General features: G+C 51.8%; 13 protein-coding genes and 1 pseudogene. 9 read left to right on the top strand and 5 right to left on the bottom strand.

Features of this window, described 5'->3' with window-relative positions; all coding sequences use genetic code 11:
• Positions 1-601: 601 nt before the first annotated feature.
• The gene (locus VB741_RS11290; RefSeq protein ID WP_323365278.1) at positions 602-1,321 is read left to right on the top strand and encodes a hypothetical protein; all 720 of its coding nucleotides are present in this window, start codon (positions 602-604) and stop codon (positions 1,319-1,321) included.
• Between the two features lie 48 nt (positions 1,322-1,369).
• Here VB741_RS11290 and VB741_RS11285 read toward each other — a convergent pair whose 3' ends face one another.
• Both VB741_RS11285 and VB741_RS11280 read right to left on the bottom strand, forming a co-directional pair.
• Positions 1,370-1,864 carry a DUF427 domain-containing protein gene (locus VB741_RS11285; protein ID WP_323365277.1) on the bottom strand — a complete coding sequence of 165 codons (495 nt, stop codon included), beginning with the start codon at positions 1,862-1,864 and terminating at the stop codon, positions 1,370-1,372.
• A gap of 11 nt (positions 1,865-1,875) precedes the next feature.
• On the bottom strand, positions 1,876-4,080 hold the full coding sequence (locus VB741_RS11280; RefSeq protein WP_323365276.1) for a caspase family protein: 2,205 nt from the start codon (positions 4,078-4,080) through the stop codon (positions 1,876-1,878).
• A gap of 637 nt (positions 4,081-4,717) precedes the next feature.
• On the opposite strand from VB741_RS11280, the gene VB741_RS11275 reads away from it, so the two are divergent.
• The 4 genes from VB741_RS11275 (at position 4,718) to VB741_RS11260 (ending at position 7,734) form a co-directional block, all read left to right on the top strand.
• Positions 4,718-5,185 carry a hypothetical protein gene (locus VB741_RS11275; protein ID WP_323365275.1) on the top strand — a complete coding sequence of 156 codons (468 nt, stop codon included), beginning with the start codon at positions 4,718-4,720 and terminating at the stop codon, positions 5,183-5,185.
• Positions 5,186-5,290: 105 nt separating this feature from the next.
• On the top strand, positions 5,291-5,467 hold the full coding sequence (gene rpmF / locus VB741_RS11270) for a 50S ribosomal protein L32 (protein WP_323365274.1): 177 nt from the start codon (positions 5,291-5,293) through the stop codon (positions 5,465-5,467).
• Between the two features lie 204 nt (positions 5,468-5,671).
• Complete coding sequence (locus VB741_RS11265) at positions 5,672-6,931, top strand: FAD-binding oxidoreductase (protein ID WP_323365273.1); 1,260 nt, start codon at positions 5,672-5,674, stop codon at positions 6,929-6,931.
• A 68-nt stretch (positions 6,932-6,999) separates the two neighbouring features.
• A complete protein-coding gene (locus VB741_RS11260; RefSeq protein ID WP_323365272.1) occupies positions 7,000-7,734 on the top strand; it encodes a 2-phosphosulfolactate phosphatase family protein in 735 nt (244 codons plus the stop codon).
• A gap of 43 nt (positions 7,735-7,777) precedes the next feature.
• Here VB741_RS11260 and VB741_RS11255 read toward each other — a convergent pair whose 3' ends face one another.
• Positions 7,778-8,749, bottom strand: coding sequence for a Gfo/Idh/MocA family protein (locus VB741_RS11255; protein WP_323365271.1), 972 nt, complete (start codon positions 8,747-8,749; stop codon positions 7,778-7,780).
• A gap of 561 nt (positions 8,750-9,310) precedes the next feature.
• Between VB741_RS11255 and VB741_RS11250 the strand changes: the two genes are divergently transcribed.
• From VB741_RS11250 to VB741_RS11240, 3 genes are all read left to right on the top strand, one after another.
• Positions 9,311-9,607, top strand: a complete 297-nt coding sequence (locus tag VB741_RS11250; protein ID WP_323365270.1) for a 2Fe-2S iron-sulfur cluster-binding protein — start codon at positions 9,311-9,313, stop codon at positions 9,605-9,607.
• Positions 9,608-10,234: 627 nt separating this feature from the next.
• Positions 10,235-10,558, top strand: coding sequence for a ferredoxin (locus VB741_RS11245; protein ID WP_323365269.1), 324 nt, complete (start codon positions 10,235-10,237; stop codon positions 10,556-10,558).
• Between the two features lie 331 nt (positions 10,559-10,889).
• Positions 10,890-11,189, top strand: coding sequence for a ferredoxin (locus VB741_RS11240; protein ID WP_323365268.1), 300 nt, complete (start codon positions 10,890-10,892; stop codon positions 11,187-11,189).
• A gap of 63 nt (positions 11,190-11,252) precedes the next feature.
• Here the strand turns inward: VB741_RS11240 and VB741_RS11235 are convergent, their stop codons facing one another.
• On the bottom strand, positions 11,253-12,977 hold the full coding sequence (locus tag VB741_RS11235; protein WP_323365267.1) for a SpoIID/LytB domain-containing protein: 1,725 nt from the start codon (positions 12,975-12,977) through the stop codon (positions 11,253-11,255).
• A gap of 550 nt (positions 12,978-13,527) precedes the next feature.
• Here VB741_RS11235 and VB741_RS11230 point away from each other — a divergent pair.
• Positions 13,528-14,010, top strand: a complete 483-nt coding sequence (locus VB741_RS11230) for a Dps family protein (RefSeq protein WP_323365266.1) — start codon at positions 13,528-13,530, stop codon at positions 14,008-14,010.
• Between the two features lie 43 nt (positions 14,011-14,053).
• On the opposite strand, the pseudogene VB741_RS11225 reads toward VB741_RS11230, so the two are convergent.
• A pseudogene (locus VB741_RS11225) lies at positions 14,054-16,786 on the bottom strand (cobaltochelatase subunit CobN); the annotation flags it as partial.
• Positions 16,787-16,904 lie beyond the last annotated feature (118 nt).

The raw sequence follows: 16,904 nt of genomic DNA, 5'->3' as shown, positions 1-16,904 counted from the left end.
GTAACCGCATAATTGAAGACCCAATGACGATAGCTAGTCGTTTGGGTGGCTATCGGGCAAATGACACAGACGCTAACAGATACAAATAGATACAAACAGAAAGGGCACATTTAACAGTTGTGCTGAGTCTGTGAATCTATGCTGACACGGATCAAGAAAGTTAACTATACCAGCGTAACAATCACCTTATTGGCACAGAAGATGAACATTTTGCTTACAGCAGATTATAGGCTATGCAAATCGTTTTAGCTTGTGGTCCAAGGTTTTTGCAGACCTTCTATAGCACTTCTAAAAAGCCGCAGTATACTAAGTCAATCATTGATATGAATGGCGAGAACAGCGAAAGGTCAGTTAGTTATCCATAGGTGGTTTAGCACTGCTAAATACTAATTGATGAATATGAGTTGGTTCTAATGGGTTTTGAGTTGTTTTAACGGTCTCAACGGTTAAACGCCCAAGACACTGCTCAACGTTCTATCGTTTATAACGATTTCATCTTATTTTTTTTAGCGTTGATTAATGACTACTGCAGGTAGTCCGGTTCAGGGTTAGCAGCACGTACATCTTTTTCGATTCCCTTGGTGGTTTGGTAGCACAGGCAATGCTTACTTCTAATGTCCCCCAACTTCCTCCCACAGAAGATGGCGAAGCAAGTAGTCTTCGCTACGAAGTAAATCCGGCTATTGCCCTCAATGCGCTAAGCAATATTTATCAACAGGTGCAGCAGTATCAGATACAGCTGCGGCAGCTGGCCCAGAACATTCATCAGGTCTATGCAGAGGGACCTGTGGTTTCAGGCTGGCTGGCTTCCGAAGCTAGTTTACATGCGGCGGTGAAATACTCCAATCTCCCAGGTGATGTTCAGCTGGAACCATCCTCTAGATGTGACGATCAGTCGCGAAAATTACCCTTAGAGGCCACGGATGTGGCCCTTTTTCGCCATGGCGATGCCAATGACTTGATGAATTACCTATCAGCCTTAGAAAAAACTATGTTGGAGCGGGGGACCTCCCAAGATGCCCTGGCCAGTAATGGTTCCAGCCATAGCTCCAGTAATGGCTCCAGAACTGCTACGGGTGCCTCCTCAAATTCGACATCAACGGTAAGTGTAAATCCTAGCCAGTATTATCTATGTCGGTTGAGCAGCAGTGGACAAATTCAGGCTGAGCCCTGTCCGCCCGATCAGGTGCCGGTATTAAGTATGGCCATTGCCCGCTATCGCAGGCTCAAGGAATTCATTAAGCAGAAACAGGTCATAGAGACCAAACTCCAGGCCGTTGTCGATATCCTGGGGGACATTCAGGCCGTGTTAGCCGACTAGGTGCCTCTTGTCGCGGCCTCACTCACGCCAGGATCACCCAGCCCAGGGTCACCACCCCCAAGTACCCGCCGCCCCCTTAAATGGCCCGACAATATCGGCGGTCACCCAACCCCCATAGAAGCCTCCAGCCTGGGCTTGGACCAGCTCACCATCGACATAGCAAGCCTCCATGGCACTGGGATAAAACGCCACATATTGGGCAATGGCTTGGAATCCTTCGGTCGGTGTGGGATAGTACCAGGCGGCCCGCTCTGCCACCTGATCGCCCACCCTGAGGGTGTAGTAATGGGCATGTCCTTTCCATTCACAGAAAGAGGTGCCAGGGGCATCGGTTAAAAAGTCCATAGCAATGTCTGTCGGGGGTATGTAGTAGGACGGCGGATGGCTGGTTTCCAACACCCGTTTAGTCTGATGGCTGGCGGCAATGACCTGGCCATTAAAGATAATTTGAATGGATTTAGGGCTATCCACCAGGGCGGGCGGGCGAGGATAATCCCAAACCGATTCCTGGCCGGGGCCAGGGGGGATCCGACGAGATGACATGGTCACAATCCCTATTCTCCTCTCCAACGAGTGATCTCGGTCTGGGCTGCTTGGTAGTTGGGAGTATTTTTGGGAATCAATGATGCCGCTTCGATGGCGCTAGCGTAGCGCCCTTGGGCAGCCCTTGCCTGGGCAATGGTGAGCATTTTTTCTGTCCATTCACCAATCAGCCGCTGGGCATCGCCATACTCAATGGGCAAATCTTTGGGGACTTCCTGCAGTTTTAGAATTCCCTTTTGATAGGTGCTGGCCTGGCCCAGGCGCGGCATGGCTTGGGCCTCACGGATCAGGGTTCGGGCCTGAGCTCGGGTTTGCCACAAACCGATCCGCTCCTGGGCGGTTTGATAAATATTGGCGGGTTCCTTGGGAATCAGCTTAGCGGCATTGATGGCGGCTTCTAATTCACTCTCAGCCGCCCGGCCTTCAGCTAGATCCAAGATTACCTGGCTCCAGCGCTGAATGTCGGCTTGGGCCTGGGCATAGTTGGGATCTCCAGGGGGGATTTGGCGGGCAGTTGCGATCGCACTGGCAAACCGAGACGCCTGACTAGGCCGTAGGGACCGTCGTGCCTCAGCCAGTAGCGCCGCCGTATCAGTACCCCCTGAGCCAGGGGTGGTATTACCCGCTGCCGTCACCCCACTAGCCGCACCGTTAGCTCCCGCCGGATTTGAGGTACCTGGGCTATCACCAGTCGCCCCATCGGCCCCATCCACCCCGAGGCCAATATCATCCAAATCCACATCTACCTCAGCATCCGCCGTATCCCCATCTGGATTTTCTGGGGTCGCATCTGTCCCCGCCGCTGTATCTCCAGTGCTTTCCGCTGAATTGTCACCGGCTGCATTCTCCTCCCCTGACGTGTCCGGGGTCTCAGAGGGCTCAGCCCCCTCAGGTAAGCCAGTATCCGCCGTTGGATTGCCATCCGCCGGATTATCCGGCGTAGTGACATCACTATCCGCCCCCCCATCAGCATCCAAACCAACCCGGGCCAACCACTCCGGCGGCACCCGCGCCAACGTACTTTTCACCATCGGCTGATCGCGGAACAGAACAGCCCCCAGTAACAACAAAGCCCCCAGGGCCCCCAACAAACCTAAGCAACCGCCAATATTCCCTTTAGCCGGTTTAGCCTCTGACAAATCATCCGTCAGGGTCGTGCCATAAACCTCCGCATCATCGGCGGTGTTATCAGCCTCCACCGGATCTAGGGAGAAAGGTTCCCGCTGAGGTTCTTCCGGCAGTTCATCTTCCAAAGTCAGTTCCGGCCCAGACTCTGGAATTAACTCTGCCCCATTGCCAAAATCAGCATCCGGGTTCTCAGGAATCAGCGGTGCGGTCTCGGGTATGTAGTCTGTGTCCGCTCCATAGCCCGTCTCTGACGAATAGTCCGTCTCTGACAGGTAAACCGCCGTATCCGGATTGTCGGGAATGAGCGGTGCGGTCATGTCCGCTGCTGCGACCTCTGGGGCTGCCGTATCCCGCTGATGCCATAACAAACGAAACTTTTGTTCCTCAGGGATTGCCACCACCGGATTTTGAATGGGTCGCCAGTGGTGTTCACACAGCTCAGGCACCCGCTCCACTAGATAGCGCTCCAGGTGGCTGAGGGTGGCACACCCGTCATAGCGCAGCCCCTCCAACAGCGCCGCCGTAAATAATCCATGGCGTACTGCCAAGGTTTCATGGGAGAACTCATTGGGTTGGCAGGACAAAATCAGGGGAATACGAGCTTTCTTCGCTAGTTTAGTCACTTGTTCCCCAATCGCCTGACCGGCCAGAGCACTCTGGCTGCGGTTCATATCCAGCACCAACATGGTGTTCTTTGTGGGGGACTGTTGGAGATGTTTAACCACATCCTGCAAGGCAATGCCAGTCTGTTTAACCTGGGCCGGATCTCCATCCACAGGCATTAAATAATCTTTGTTATCCGCCTGGGCTCCATAACCACTGAAATAAAACCATAGGGTGTCGTCACTTTGCACCCGGCCCTGACAAATAGTTTCTAACCAATCATTAATCGCCACCCGGTCGGGGTAAACCGCTTCTTGCTCGGTCGACGTGGACAAATCACTCAGTAAGATGCAATTTTCCGGGGCAAAACCAGCGTCATCAATCAGATACCGCCGAATACCCACCGCATCATTTTGAGCCTGCATCAGGGGCTGGAAGCCTTGATACTGATTGATTCCAATAATAATTGCCCAGCAAGTCGACATCAGAAGTCACCAATTACAGATTGACGTTGAAGGGAACAAACGCATTCAGCGCAACATGGTACTGCAAGTTGATACGTTTGTGCTCATATCCGGCATCAGCTTATAACTTAAATAAGTTGATGTCTCATTAAACAGTGTTCACATCCAGAAATGTAGGTTTTTTCTAGGTTAGGCCTGAAAGTTCTAACTTGAATGGGGTTAGCCTTGTCCACGTCCCAGTTAAACCCGAAGGTTTCTCCTTGGTTAAAACGGCCGTTCTCCACCTGGACAAAGTTTCCATGGCATAGCCAAATCCGGGTACCAACTCAAAGCGGGACGTTTTCCCAAGGATAGTATTCAGGAGTCAGGGCCTCACTGGCTTCTGGCTTCTGGCCCCGGATTCCCCACCTAGCCAGGATTTTCCGGCTTAAGTTGATACCCCCACGAACCCCATCCAATCCAATTTGTGGCTGTTGTGGCGCTGCCTTGGATGATCATTCACGCTACAAAAGTGGGAAAGTTTGACGATAGTTTTGTTGATTAAACCGCAGCTTCCGGATTTTCCTGAATTTCCATTTCCTGAAACCACGGTTGTGAGCGCGGTTTATATTACAGTGCTATCCGTACGGCATTAATCTCTAACTACCCGTTGATTTACATGTCCACGACATCTCCCTATCGTCCATATTCTAGACGGCGACGCCAGCGCCCCCTATCGCAGCGCCTCGGTGCCTCCTTTGCCCCCGTAGGGTTAGCGGTGCTACTGGGAACTTCAGGGGCTTTATGGCTGACGGAAGCCCTGATTATGCCCAAGGCTTCCCATGCTTACACCTCCCGACTAAATCTATTTTTGATCTTAGAAGAGGGTGAACCCTATGGCAGCTTGGTGAGACGGGCCAATATGGCGGCTCGGGCAGGGGCGCAACGGAGTTTTGATCAGGACCTACTGATTACTGAAGTGGTAATTGGGGTGACGGCGGAAAACAGCGATGGCATTACTGTACCGATATTGAACCTGCGGGTGAGTCGGCAGGAGTGGAGCCAGCAGCCAGTGACCGAGTATTGGGCTACCTATTATCGGGGGGCTCAAGTATTGCTCGAATCTTCATCCGAATCCTCGTTTTAGGGAATAGGCGCCCCGTCCGTTTTTGGGAGGTTAATTTCCTAAACCTGTACTCCAATTGCAACTTTGGTCTATTATCAATAGGTTATATAACTTTTTCCCAGGTCCATGGCAGTTCCTAAGAAGAAACGGTCCAAGTCTAAGCGCAACATGCATCGCGCTGTTTGGAAGAAAAAAGCAGAATTACAGGCTCAGCGGGCTTTGAGCCTGGGTAAGTCGGTACTGACAAATCGGTCCAACAGTTTTGAATATCCTCAGGATGATGAGGATGAGGACGACGAGTAAGACGATTAGCGTCTTTTGGTGTGATCAAAAGAGCGGGTGGGGTTCTGGATGGGCCTCACCCGCTCTTTTTAGGTGCTGTCTGCCTCAACTAAAGCCTATTCATTGCATCCCCTGGCCCAGGGGAGGGCCTTATAAACCCATTTCTTGTCGGGTAACTCCATTCCCCATCCGCTATAAGATGGAAAGCGCAGTCAGCGCAGCACCATGAGCCCTGTTACAACATTTCAATCACTGCTGGGTACCGACCAGGTAACGACCTGGTCTAGCCTTGACGATATTCGGTTTAAGGCGGCTGATCAGCTAGCAATTGTTTTTCCCCAGTCTATTGAGCAGCTGTCGGCGGTGGTTCGCACCTGCTACGAACAGCGGTGGCGCATGCTGAGCTGTGGGCAACGGACCAAACTCCACTGGGGTTGTCATCACCAGCTCAATAACCTGGATGTGGTGATTAGCACCGCCCGACTTAATGGCCTGGTGGATCATTGGGTGGATGACTTTACGACCCGCGTGGAAGCGGGCATTGGGTATGCCGATTTGCAGACCCAATTGGCCCGGCAGGGGCAGTTCTGGCCGGTGGACCCGCTATATGCGCAGCAGGCGACGGTGGGGGGCATTGTGGCCACGGGCGAGGGCGGCAGCCTGCGGCAGCGCTATGGCAGCGTGCGCGATACGGTGATTGGGGTGCAGTTTGTGCGCTATGACGGCGAAGTGGTCAAGGCCGGGGGCCGGGTGGTAAAAAACGTGGCGGGCTATGACCTGATGAAGTTACTGACCGGAGCCTATGGCACCCTGGGTATTCTGAGCCAGGTCACCCTGAGGCTGTATCCCATGGCGGCGCAGTCCCAGACTATGGTGCTATCGGGAGACGCCAAGGCCATTGGTAAGGCCGCATTACAGACCCGCCTCCAGGGGATTACCCCCGTGGCCATGGATGTGATTGGGGCGGGTAACGGTCTGCGACTGGCAGGGCGATTTCAAGGCATTGCTGCTGGGGTGGAGGAACAGGTGGCTCGGTTTCAGGCCATTGCCCAGGGGGTGGGGCTGACCAGTGAGTCCGTGGAGGATAGTTCGTTTTGGTCGTCGTTGGCACTGCAGCTGGCCAGTCCGACGGCGGTGCTGTGCAAGGTCGGGCTGCTGCCCACCCAGCTGGTGCCCTTGCTACAGCAATTGGAAAACCTGCCTTTGGGCTGGCTAGGTCGGTTGCATAATGCCAGTGGCTTGGGACTGATTGCCTTGGCGACCAATGGCTCTGATCATTACCCGGACCTGGCTGATACCATAGCCAGGTTGAGATCGCACTGCGTCACCCACAAAGGCTACTTAACGATTCTGCAAGCACCGCCCACCCTGGCCATGGACCCCTGGGGATATACCGACAATGCTCTGGATACCATGAAAGCGGTGAAGGAAAAATTTGACCCCCATGGATTGTTAAACCCAGGCCGATTTGTGGGGGGAATTTGATCAGCTGTCATCACTTTTTGCGTACGTTCCCGCCTAGAATAGGTTGGTCTGTCCGTTCCTAAATTTTTGTGAAATTATTCGTTTACCAAACACCGGAAGAAACGCCGACTGATAGTCTTCCTGACTGTGCGATCGCAATTGATGTCCTGAGGGCGACCACAACCATGGCCGCTGCCTTTGCTGCAGGAGCTGAGGCCATAGAAACCTTCAGTGACCTGGACAAGCTGATCCAAGCCAGTGAGCAATGGCCCTTAGAAAAACGTATTTTGGCAGGAGAACGAGGTGGTAAACGGGTTGACGGGTTTGACCTAGGTAATTCTCCCCGGGATCACTCCCCCGAACTTACCGCTGGTCGTCGCCTGTTTATGAGCACTACCAATGGCACCCGTTGTCTAGAGCGAATTCAAGCGGCACCCGTTGTCATGACAGCGGCCCTAACCACCCGCCGTGCCGTAGTAGACAAACTTTTAGCTAGGCAACCGGAGACCGTTTGGCTCGTGGGCTCTGGTTGGGAAGGGACCAATTCCCTCGAAGATACCGTATGTGCCGGAGCCATTATCCATAGCGTGATGGCCAGTACCGGTCAGAGCTTTTTGGACTGCACCGGCAATGACTCGGCTGTGGCCTCTGTTGCCCTATATGAGCAATGGCAAGATCGTCTGCTGGAGCTAATACATTTGGCCAGCCACGGTCAGCGCCTACTGCGGCTGGACAACACCGCCGATCTTGAATACTGCGCCCGCATCGATATGATGGACATCGTCCCAGAACAAGAAAGTCCAGGAGTTCTGGTGAATCGATGACGGTTTGGCTATGGGACTTAACCTAGCCTTAAGTCACCTAACGTCACCCACTCACTGTCACCCGCTGCCCTAATTCCATCGCTTGCTGTAATGTCGCGGCAACGCGTAACGAATAAAGGCTATCCTCTGGTTGCACATACAGGGGTTTTCCATTCAGCAAATGCTCCACTACCCCATGGGTATCTTTTTGGAATAACCCTTTGCGAGGAGCAGCCGTGATGACCTGTTCTCCAGACGCTGTAACCAAGCACCCCTGATTCCCATCAAAGCTTAGGCAACCTGCTTCCCCCCTAATTTCTATATAGCGGCTGCGCTGCCATATACCTTCACCCTTGCCATAGGTAAGCTCGGCCAACGCACCATTGCAAAAACGCAGCTGGGCACTGTAAACACAGCGGCGGAAATAATCCAAGCCCGATGGTTGCACCATTCCCTGACAGGCAACATCGTCCACTGGCCCTAACAGATCCGTCAATCGCTGAATTCGAGAAAGCGCCGCCATGGGTGGGAAGCCCACTAACTCTGGGCAATAGCTCCACTTTTGCGGCGCGGGCTGCTTGGGGGCAAAGGTGCGATAGTTAATATAGTGGGGCTTACCGATGGCGGCCATGTGTCGCTTCATCGCCAGGTGCAGGCCACCAATCAGTTCGATATGCTCGACATGCAACAATCGCTGCCGCTCACGGGCTAGGGCCACCAGTTGGGCCCCATGCTCCACATCCAAGGCCAACGGATATTCCACCACCACATGTTTGTTATGCTCCAGGGCCTGTTGCACCAAAGCCCCATGGTCCGCATTTACGGTACAAATAAAAACTAGGTCTAGGGGCTGCTTGAGCCAAAGTGACTCGGTGTCAGTAACTGTAGCTATCTGTTGCTGTTCCCCAAAATGTTGAGCCCGTTCCGGATTGCGACTGACAACAGCGACTAACTGCACCTGGGGAATGTCCCGCAGGGCCTCAACACGTTTGCGGGCTGCAAATCCAGTGCCAATTACGGCAGCATAAATAGTCATTGATTGTTAGGCACTGGGCAGCGACGTTCTATTGGGCGTACGGTTAACAGAAAGGCCATAATTTAAAGATTTTAGGCCAATTTTAGGGATAGTTAATTAGCTTATAAAGGCCCTAGTGATCTAGACCACATTTCTAGTAAAAGAAACCTAGACTAAATTGAGATTAACTATCAACAATGTGTCACGAAAACACAGTATAAGTTTTTTTGATGAAAAGATTAATTAATGATAATTTGATCGAGGCAGATGGGAATGTCGGCTCAGACTTCTAAAGTGATACATTCCTTGCCCAGAAGGCTTTTTCAAGTGTTTTGTTGATATACAGTAAGAGGGGAGCCATAAGTAAAACCATGGGAAATGCTTTGGTTTGATTACGAATACCATTCAACCATTCGCAAGAAAAGTAGCGAAGCATTATGGTTTTCTCGTAGTATCAGAACTGATGTTGATCTGATAGATTCCCTATTAAATACTTTATGGGAACTATTGAGAGTTGACAGATTACAATCACTGCAATCGTGCAATAACTGTAATAGTGCAATAGTAGTAGAGGATATTAACATGGCAACCTATAAGGTGACGTTGCAGACCCCCAATGGAGACATCACACTTGATGTCCCCGATGATGAGTTTATTCTTGAGGTGGCTAATGAAAACGCCGACGCCGACCTACCTTACTCCTGCAATGCTGGTGCTTGTTCCACTTGCGCTGGCATGATTGTGTCCGGCACCGTCGAGCAAGATGGTCAGTCTTTCTTAGACGATGAGCAGATCGAAAAAGGCTATGTCTTAACCTGTGTGGCTTCCCCCACTTCTGATTGTGTGATCAAGACTCATCAGGAAGAAGCGCTTTACTAAGCTTTGCCTGATGATTTAGCTGCTGTTTACCAATCTGAATCTAAATTCAAGTTGTAGGCTTAAAACAAGAGCTGCTCGTTTTTGAGTGGCTCTTGTTTTATATGGGGACATAAAATGTTGTCTAAACTACAAAAGACAAGCTTTCTAGCCATTTGTTAAACCTGGTTATTAAAATTTAGTTAAATTCAAAACCATGGGTTTTCGTAGTAGCTACTTAAGGGCAAATACTGTCAGTAGTTTAATAGTTGAAAACCTAAATAAATTGTGAGTTTCTAATAACAATGTCTGGATATGAAATTTTATAATCAAAATATTAGTTAGCGATAATTTAATTTGAGTATCATAGATTACTTAAAGCTTCATTGGTGGTTAAAATCCTTTGCTATAAAGGGTTCTGTCACCAGACTAACGATGACTATCTATCTATCTATAAGTAAAACCTTAGGAAAGATGTTACTCCAATTACGAATACCATTCAGCCGTGCTGAGCAAAAGCGAGACAGACCTATAGTTTTCCCTTAATATCAGAAACGATGTTGCTCTAGATAGATTCCTCATTCAAGGTTTTACAAGGAACTATTAGGCATTAACAGGACGATAACCACCGAAATAGTAGAGGATACAAACATGGCAACCTATAAGGTTACGCTGAATGTTGCGGATACAGACAAGGATGCAGAGGGCATGCAAGCCTCCGTTGTCACTATTGACGTAGCTGACGACGAGTATATTCTGGATGCTGCTGAAGAGCAGGGGATTGATCTTCCTTATTCCTGCCGGGCGGGTGCTTGTTCCACCTGTGCTGGCAAGATTACTGCTGGTACCGTTGATCAGTCTGACCAATCTTTCTTGGATGATGATCAGATCGAGGCTGGTTATGTCCTCACTTGTGTGGCATACCCCACTTCCGACTGCACCATCACCACTCACCAGGAAGAAGAGCTTTATTAAGCCTTTGCTCACCTATTGTCGTTGTTGATTGAGGGGATGTACTAGGCTGAAAGCATTGCTCTAAACCAACGCATTGCAGACGTCATCCCTAGGATTCAGTAGCGACTACTTATTTATTTGAGCGATCATTCCGTCTTAAAGGGCGAATGGCTAAGTAACAGGGGCTAAGCAAAACAGCTTAGCCCCTGTTGTTAATTTTGGCTGCAATGATTTTGGCTGCAACCATTTTGAGGCTTCATAGTCTGCCAGTAAACCTTTACCAGTAAACCTTTAATAGAAGCTATTGGGGGGCGATAGGATAATAGCTACCGCAATAGCAGAGGACATTAGCATGGCAACCTTTAAGGTTACTCTGATTAACGAAACTGAAGGCTTAAAGCAAACCATTGAAGTCGCTGGCGATGACTACATTTTGGATGCGGCTGAAGAACAGGGCCTGGATCTTCCCTACTCCTGTCGTGCCGGCACTTGCTCCACTTGTACGGGCAAAATCTTGGCGGGTACGGTTGATCAGTCTGATCAATCCTTCTTAGATGACGATCAGCTGCAAGCTGGATTTGTCCTGACCTGTGTCGCTTACCCAACGTCAGACTGCACGATTGAAACCCATCGGGAAGAAGATCTTTACTAAGCTGGGTGTTGTTCATTCATGCGCCCTGTAGGTAAATCACAGGGATGCCTGTGCTTTTTTGTCCTAGGGTAGGGAAAAGGCTGGATCTTCAGTGCTTGTTTCGGTTTCTCCGGGAGCAGTTTCCTCAGGAGCAACTTGTGGGGAAGCCGATGGGGTTGAGTCTGCGGGATCGCGCCAAAACACGATGTCGTTGGTGATGGGGACCAGCTGGGTATTGGGATAGTAAAACTGCAGGATGCGCTGATAGGGCCAGCCATTTTCCCCTAGACGATAGGATCCGGTCTGACTCATGCCGACACCGTGGCCAAAGCCACCGCCGACAAAGGTGTAGCCTTTTTGTACGGGGGAACTTTGTTTGGCTGTGCTGGGGGCGGCCGTTTCCGGGGTGGCCGAGGGGGGCTGGGCTTTTTCGTTTTCCTTGGTTTCGTACCAAGGTTCCAGGTAAAACAGCTGGCTGCGGGGTGGGATCAGGGCGCTGACCACCTCGTTTTTGTGGAGTTCAAAATCACCGACGTCGGTATTGACCAAGAGGGTTTGTACCCGTCCGGTGTCGGAGCGTTCGGTGATGGTGAGACCGGTGACCTTTTTCAGGCTGGCCAGGGGATTGTTGCGGTTGGTGAGATATTCTTTCACACCTGCAGTGATTTCTTCATAGGTGCCGGAACGTTGCCAGCGGAAGGTGGGCCAATCGTCTTCGTTAAACGGGTTTTTGAGGTTAATGAAGGCGCGGAAGTTGTTTTCGTCCGATAGGGGGCGGGCGGCGAGATCCCAGTTAAAGGCGATGGAGTCGATTACGGGTTTTAAGTAAGGGCGGTCAAAACCGTCCCATACATCGGTAAAGCGAGCGGTGACCCCGCCGGTGGTGGATGAATAGAGGGCGTCGATCAGTTCGCCGTTGTAGGTGAGCACTTGGCCCTGGGTGGCTGCGATCGCACGATCCGCCCGCTGCACCGTACCACTTAAGCCAAAATACACCTGGCACTGGGTGTCGGCACACAGCTCATAGTTATCAATGGCAAACCGCCGTAGATTTCGCAGGGCATAGGTCCTAGCCAATACCGCCTGGGCCTCCACCGCCGTTTGGGGAGCACTGGGACCAATCTCGTGGGGCACTACCCCCCGCAGATAGACTTCAATCGGCACCTGATTGACCAGGGTGTAAGTGCCATAGGCATTGGGCTGGAGCTTAAAGTCACCTCCAAACAGCTTTTTAGAACCGCCGTTTTCCTCAATTTGCACCCGCCGGTTAGCACTGGTGATCCTAAACTGATGGCGATTGTAGCGGTAGCCATTGGCAATAAATGCAGCGCTGGGGGCTTCCGTCAGCACGCGACTATCGATGAAGGTACTGCCATGGCCCGCTTCATGCAAACTCTCCAGCAACAATCGACGCAGTAGGGGCGTATTGTAATCCTCCCGCTTGGCCCACACCTGCCAGGCATTGGGCTGGGCCACCTCCGTGGCGATCCCCCGCGCTTTCCACTGGTTGGCACTTTCCTCTGCACTTTCAAAGCTGCGGTGACTACTCAGCACCACCCATTCTTGTAAAACAGGCTGGGGGAGGGGTTCTGCTCCTGCCAATACGGTCAGTTGCTGGGTGGTGAGCGTCTGGGACTGACCGCCGGTTTCAAAGGTCACCGTGAGGGTATCGCCCCCTAAGGGAGTTAAGACAAGTTTGTCTTGATCTTCATCGCCAAATCGCTGGATCAACCCAATTTGGATTTCGGGGTTGAGGGGGGCCTGGGCCATGGTACTGGCGGGAATTATCGCCAGCAGACCTAGGGCCATAGCTACGACCCGCGAACGCCTTGCCATCCAACTGCCAGTTAGAAACATATGCTGATCTAAAAATAACCCCTCAAACCATAGCCCAAACCCCGATCAACTGCTTGGGCAATTTGTGGGAGTTTTGCCTTAGACCTTAGAACGATTTCCCCCTAAGCCTTTGCCGGAGAAGACCCTTTGCCGGTAAAGGGGAGCTAAACCTTGTCCAGATTGTTGCTCCTACGGTAAACCCGACGTTCTGGCTACGTCCATGACAAAATGTTGCAAGTCGAAGTCGTTATGAGTATGATTAAGAAGTTAATTCGATACGCCGAGTACCAACTCAAAACGGGACGTTTTCCCAAGGATAGTATTCAGAATTCAGGAGTCAGGAATCAGGGTCTGACTGGCTTCTGAATTCTGCCCCCTGATTCCCCACCTAGCCAGGATTTCCCGGCTTAAGTTGCTACCCGATACACCCTAAACTAAAGTCGCAGTCTATGATCGCTATGTTTGCGTTTCATCAGAGACTTTAGAGACTTTTTCTACACAACCTTGTCAGGAGACTGCCCCCATGGCCACTTCAGCCCCCCCCATTAACATTGGCATCAGTGATCAGCACCGTCAGGCTATTGCCGAGGGGCTATCCCGCACCTTGGCGGATACCTATACGCTCTATCTCAAGACCCATAACTTCCATTGGAATGTGACCGGTCCCATGTTCCAAACCCTGCACTTGATGTTTGAAGGCCAGTACAACGAACTTGCCCTGGCGGTGGATGCCATTGCTGAGCGGATTCGAGCCCTGGGCTTTCCCGCCCCTGGTACCTATAGCGAATATGCCCAGCTCAGTTCCATTGCTGAAACCCCAGGCGTGCCCAAGGCCGAAGAGATGATTGCTCTGCTGGTGGAAGGTCAGGAAGCCGTAGCCCGCACTGCTCGTTCTGTCTTTGCCATCGCCGATGAAGCCAATGATGAACCCACGGCGGATCTGTTAACCCAGCGCCTCCAGATCCATGAGAAAAATGCTTGGATGCTGCGCAGTTTGTTGCAATAGGTCTGTTGTAGTAGACGGCAATAATTGTCGGAGTCTACTCTTCCTACGTGCCCACCCCTTCTAGGGCCTGATCCGCCCCATCATAGAGGTCCTGCAACTTCTGTAGGGTCTCCTCATTTGCTTGCCACAAGCTCCGACCATGGGCTTCAATCATCCGCCCCACAATGTTGCGAAACGCTTCTGGATTAGACTCCCGTAGCCGGTTAGCCATGGTCTCGTCCAGAGCATAGGTCTCGGCAGCCTGGTCATACACCCAATTATCCTGGAATCCGGTGGTGCCCCCCCAACCGATCAGGGCCGTCATCCGTTGGGAGATTTCATAGGCCCCACCGGACCCTTGATTGGCCATGGCCTCTGCCCATTTAGGGTTTAGCAGCTTGGTACGATATTCCATGCGCAATACGTCTTCTAGTTTGCGCGGTGTGGTGTCTTGGGAGAAACTTTCCACAAAGCTGGCGGTGACACGCTTACCTTGTTTTTTCTCTGCCGCTTTTTTCAGGGCTCCGGTATTGGCGTAGTACTCCTGGATATCCGTCAGGCCATATTCCACGGAGTCAATTTGTTGCACAATGCGCCCGGTGCTTTGGAGTAGGGTGTTGAGCACTTCTGGACGGGGCTGGCCCTTGTCCGTACGACCGTAGCTGAAGGTGTTGCGATCGCACCACGTATCCGCCAGCTCATCCCCCGACTCCCAGTTAGAATCCACCACCCGGTCATTCACCAGGGAACCGTAGTCCCCCGATGGGTTGGAGAATAATCTAGCCGACACATTGTCTACCCCCTGGGCCTTTAGGGCTAGGGCATGTTTACGAATAAAATTCTGTTCTTCTGGTTCATCTGCTTCAGATGCCCGCAGAAACAGATCGTCCAATAGTTCAATAATATTGACAAAGCTGTCCCGAAAGATGCCCGAAAGATTGCCCAGGATATCAATGCGGGGGTGTGTCATCTGTTCTAGGGGGATGAGTTCGTAACGGACAATGCGTCCTGTTCCTTCCTTGACCGGCTCAGCCCCCACCAGCTCTAGCAAAATGCCCAGGGATTCTCCTTTGGTTTTAATGGCATCTAACCCCCACAGCATCACCGCCACTGTCTCGGGATACTCACCGGCGTCGGCCAAACTTTGGGCAATGAGCTTACGGCCAATCGCCCGGCCCCGCTCATAGGCGGCTGGGGACGGCATTCTGTAGGGATCTAAGGCATGGATGTTACGCCCCGTGGGCAGTGCCCCCGGTCCATCCCGCAACAGGTCTCCCCCAGGGGCTGGGGGAATATATTCACCATTTAGCCCCCGCAACAGATTAGTTAGCTCATCTGTTGTTTGGGTCAGTCCGTGGCGGATGGTGACAGCTTCTTCTAACAACAGGGGTGTTAGCGGTTCACTGGCTGGGTAACGCTTGGCCAGGATCTCCACCGGAGAATTTTCCGGTAAGGTATCCGTCGCGATGTGGTCTATTAATTCAGGGGACAGGCGCTCCCCAAAGTAAGCTTCTAAATAGCTGCTGATGTCTGCTGCGTTGGGAGACTGGCCCAAGACATGGAGACCACTGGAAAACAAGCGGTTTTCTAATACCTGCAAATATTCATAGAGGGTGACAAAGTAGCTGTCTAAAACAGCATTGCTAAACAGCTTGGCGTTCTCTAGAGTGAATTCCATTCCCTGGGCCTTTAGCTGGGGCAGAGGACAATCTGTTGCCAGACCTGTATCGATAATTTTGGTCAGGATGGCATCCTGCAACAGTCGGTTGGCCTGGGGATTTTCCCGAAACTCTGCAATTAGCTCCCGCAGGGTGATCAGTTCTTTGTACAGTCCTGCCCGACCATAGGGGGGCACATTGTGGGATATCAGCACCCCATAGCCTCGGCGCTTGGCCAAAATGGACTCCGACGGGTTGTTGGCGGCATACACATACAAATGGGGCAGATTGCCCAACAAAATATCTGACCAGGAATAGCCTGTGTTGCCCAAGGGAGAACCCGGCAGCCATTCCACCGTGCCATGCATGCCAAAATGCACCACCGCATCTGCCTGAAAGTCTTTTTGTAGCCAGGTATAGAACGCCGCGTACTGGGGATGGGGGGTGAGGTCCCGCTCAAACATGAGTCGCATGGGGTCTCCGGCTATTCCTAGGGGCGGCTGCACCCCAATCCACACATTCCCCAGCTGAATACCTCCCAGATGGAAGTTTTCACCAACGGTTTTAATGCCGCTCTGGGTGAGGGACTGCCACTGTTTCTCAATTTTGGATATTTTCAAATACCCCAGCCACTGCTCCAATGTGTGCACATTCACCGTAGCTGGCACGGATAGTTCTGGCAGTTCCTCTTCACTCTCTAGCCTTAACTCTTGCCACTCTTGCTGACGCACCAGCCACTGATTTTCATCATCCGCCGCCTTCACCCAGTCAATTAGGGTCTCTCCGTCCTCAGGCAAGTTTCCCACCTGGTACCCCTGGGCTTTCAATGCTTGTAAAAGGGCTAGAAGAGATTTTGGCACGTTTAATAATGCGGCTGTGCCGGTGGCTCCGTAGCCGGGGGGGAAGCCGTAGAGAATGATGGCGAGTTTGAGATCGCACCGTTCCTTCCGCCTCAGCTCAATCCACTGTTTCACCCGTCCCGTTAACCGACGCACCCGATCCGGCACTAGATAGATCTGATCCCCCACCAGGCCTCCCAACGGGATCGGGTCAATCGCCCCGTCTAGTTCTGGCAGGGCATACAGCACCACGCTTTGCAGGCCGCCAATCCCCTGCCTGGTCCAAGAGTGAATAGACCTCTTGCATAATAGTTTCTATGGTAGATTTTTAGGTTTTGGTTCATTGCTTTACACCTAGGCAGATGAACTACGAAGCCACCCAAACCCTTAGCAATTCAAAGTTTAAGCGTCGATTCGG

This window comes from Leptothoe sp. PORK10 BA2, assembly GCF_034932105.1.
GTDB lineage: Bacteria > Cyanobacteriota > Cyanobacteriia > Phormidesmidales > Phormidesmidaceae > Leptothoe.
The sequence above is the reverse complement of the archived record's forward strand: the minus strand, read 5'-3'. Positions and strand labels throughout refer to the sequence as shown.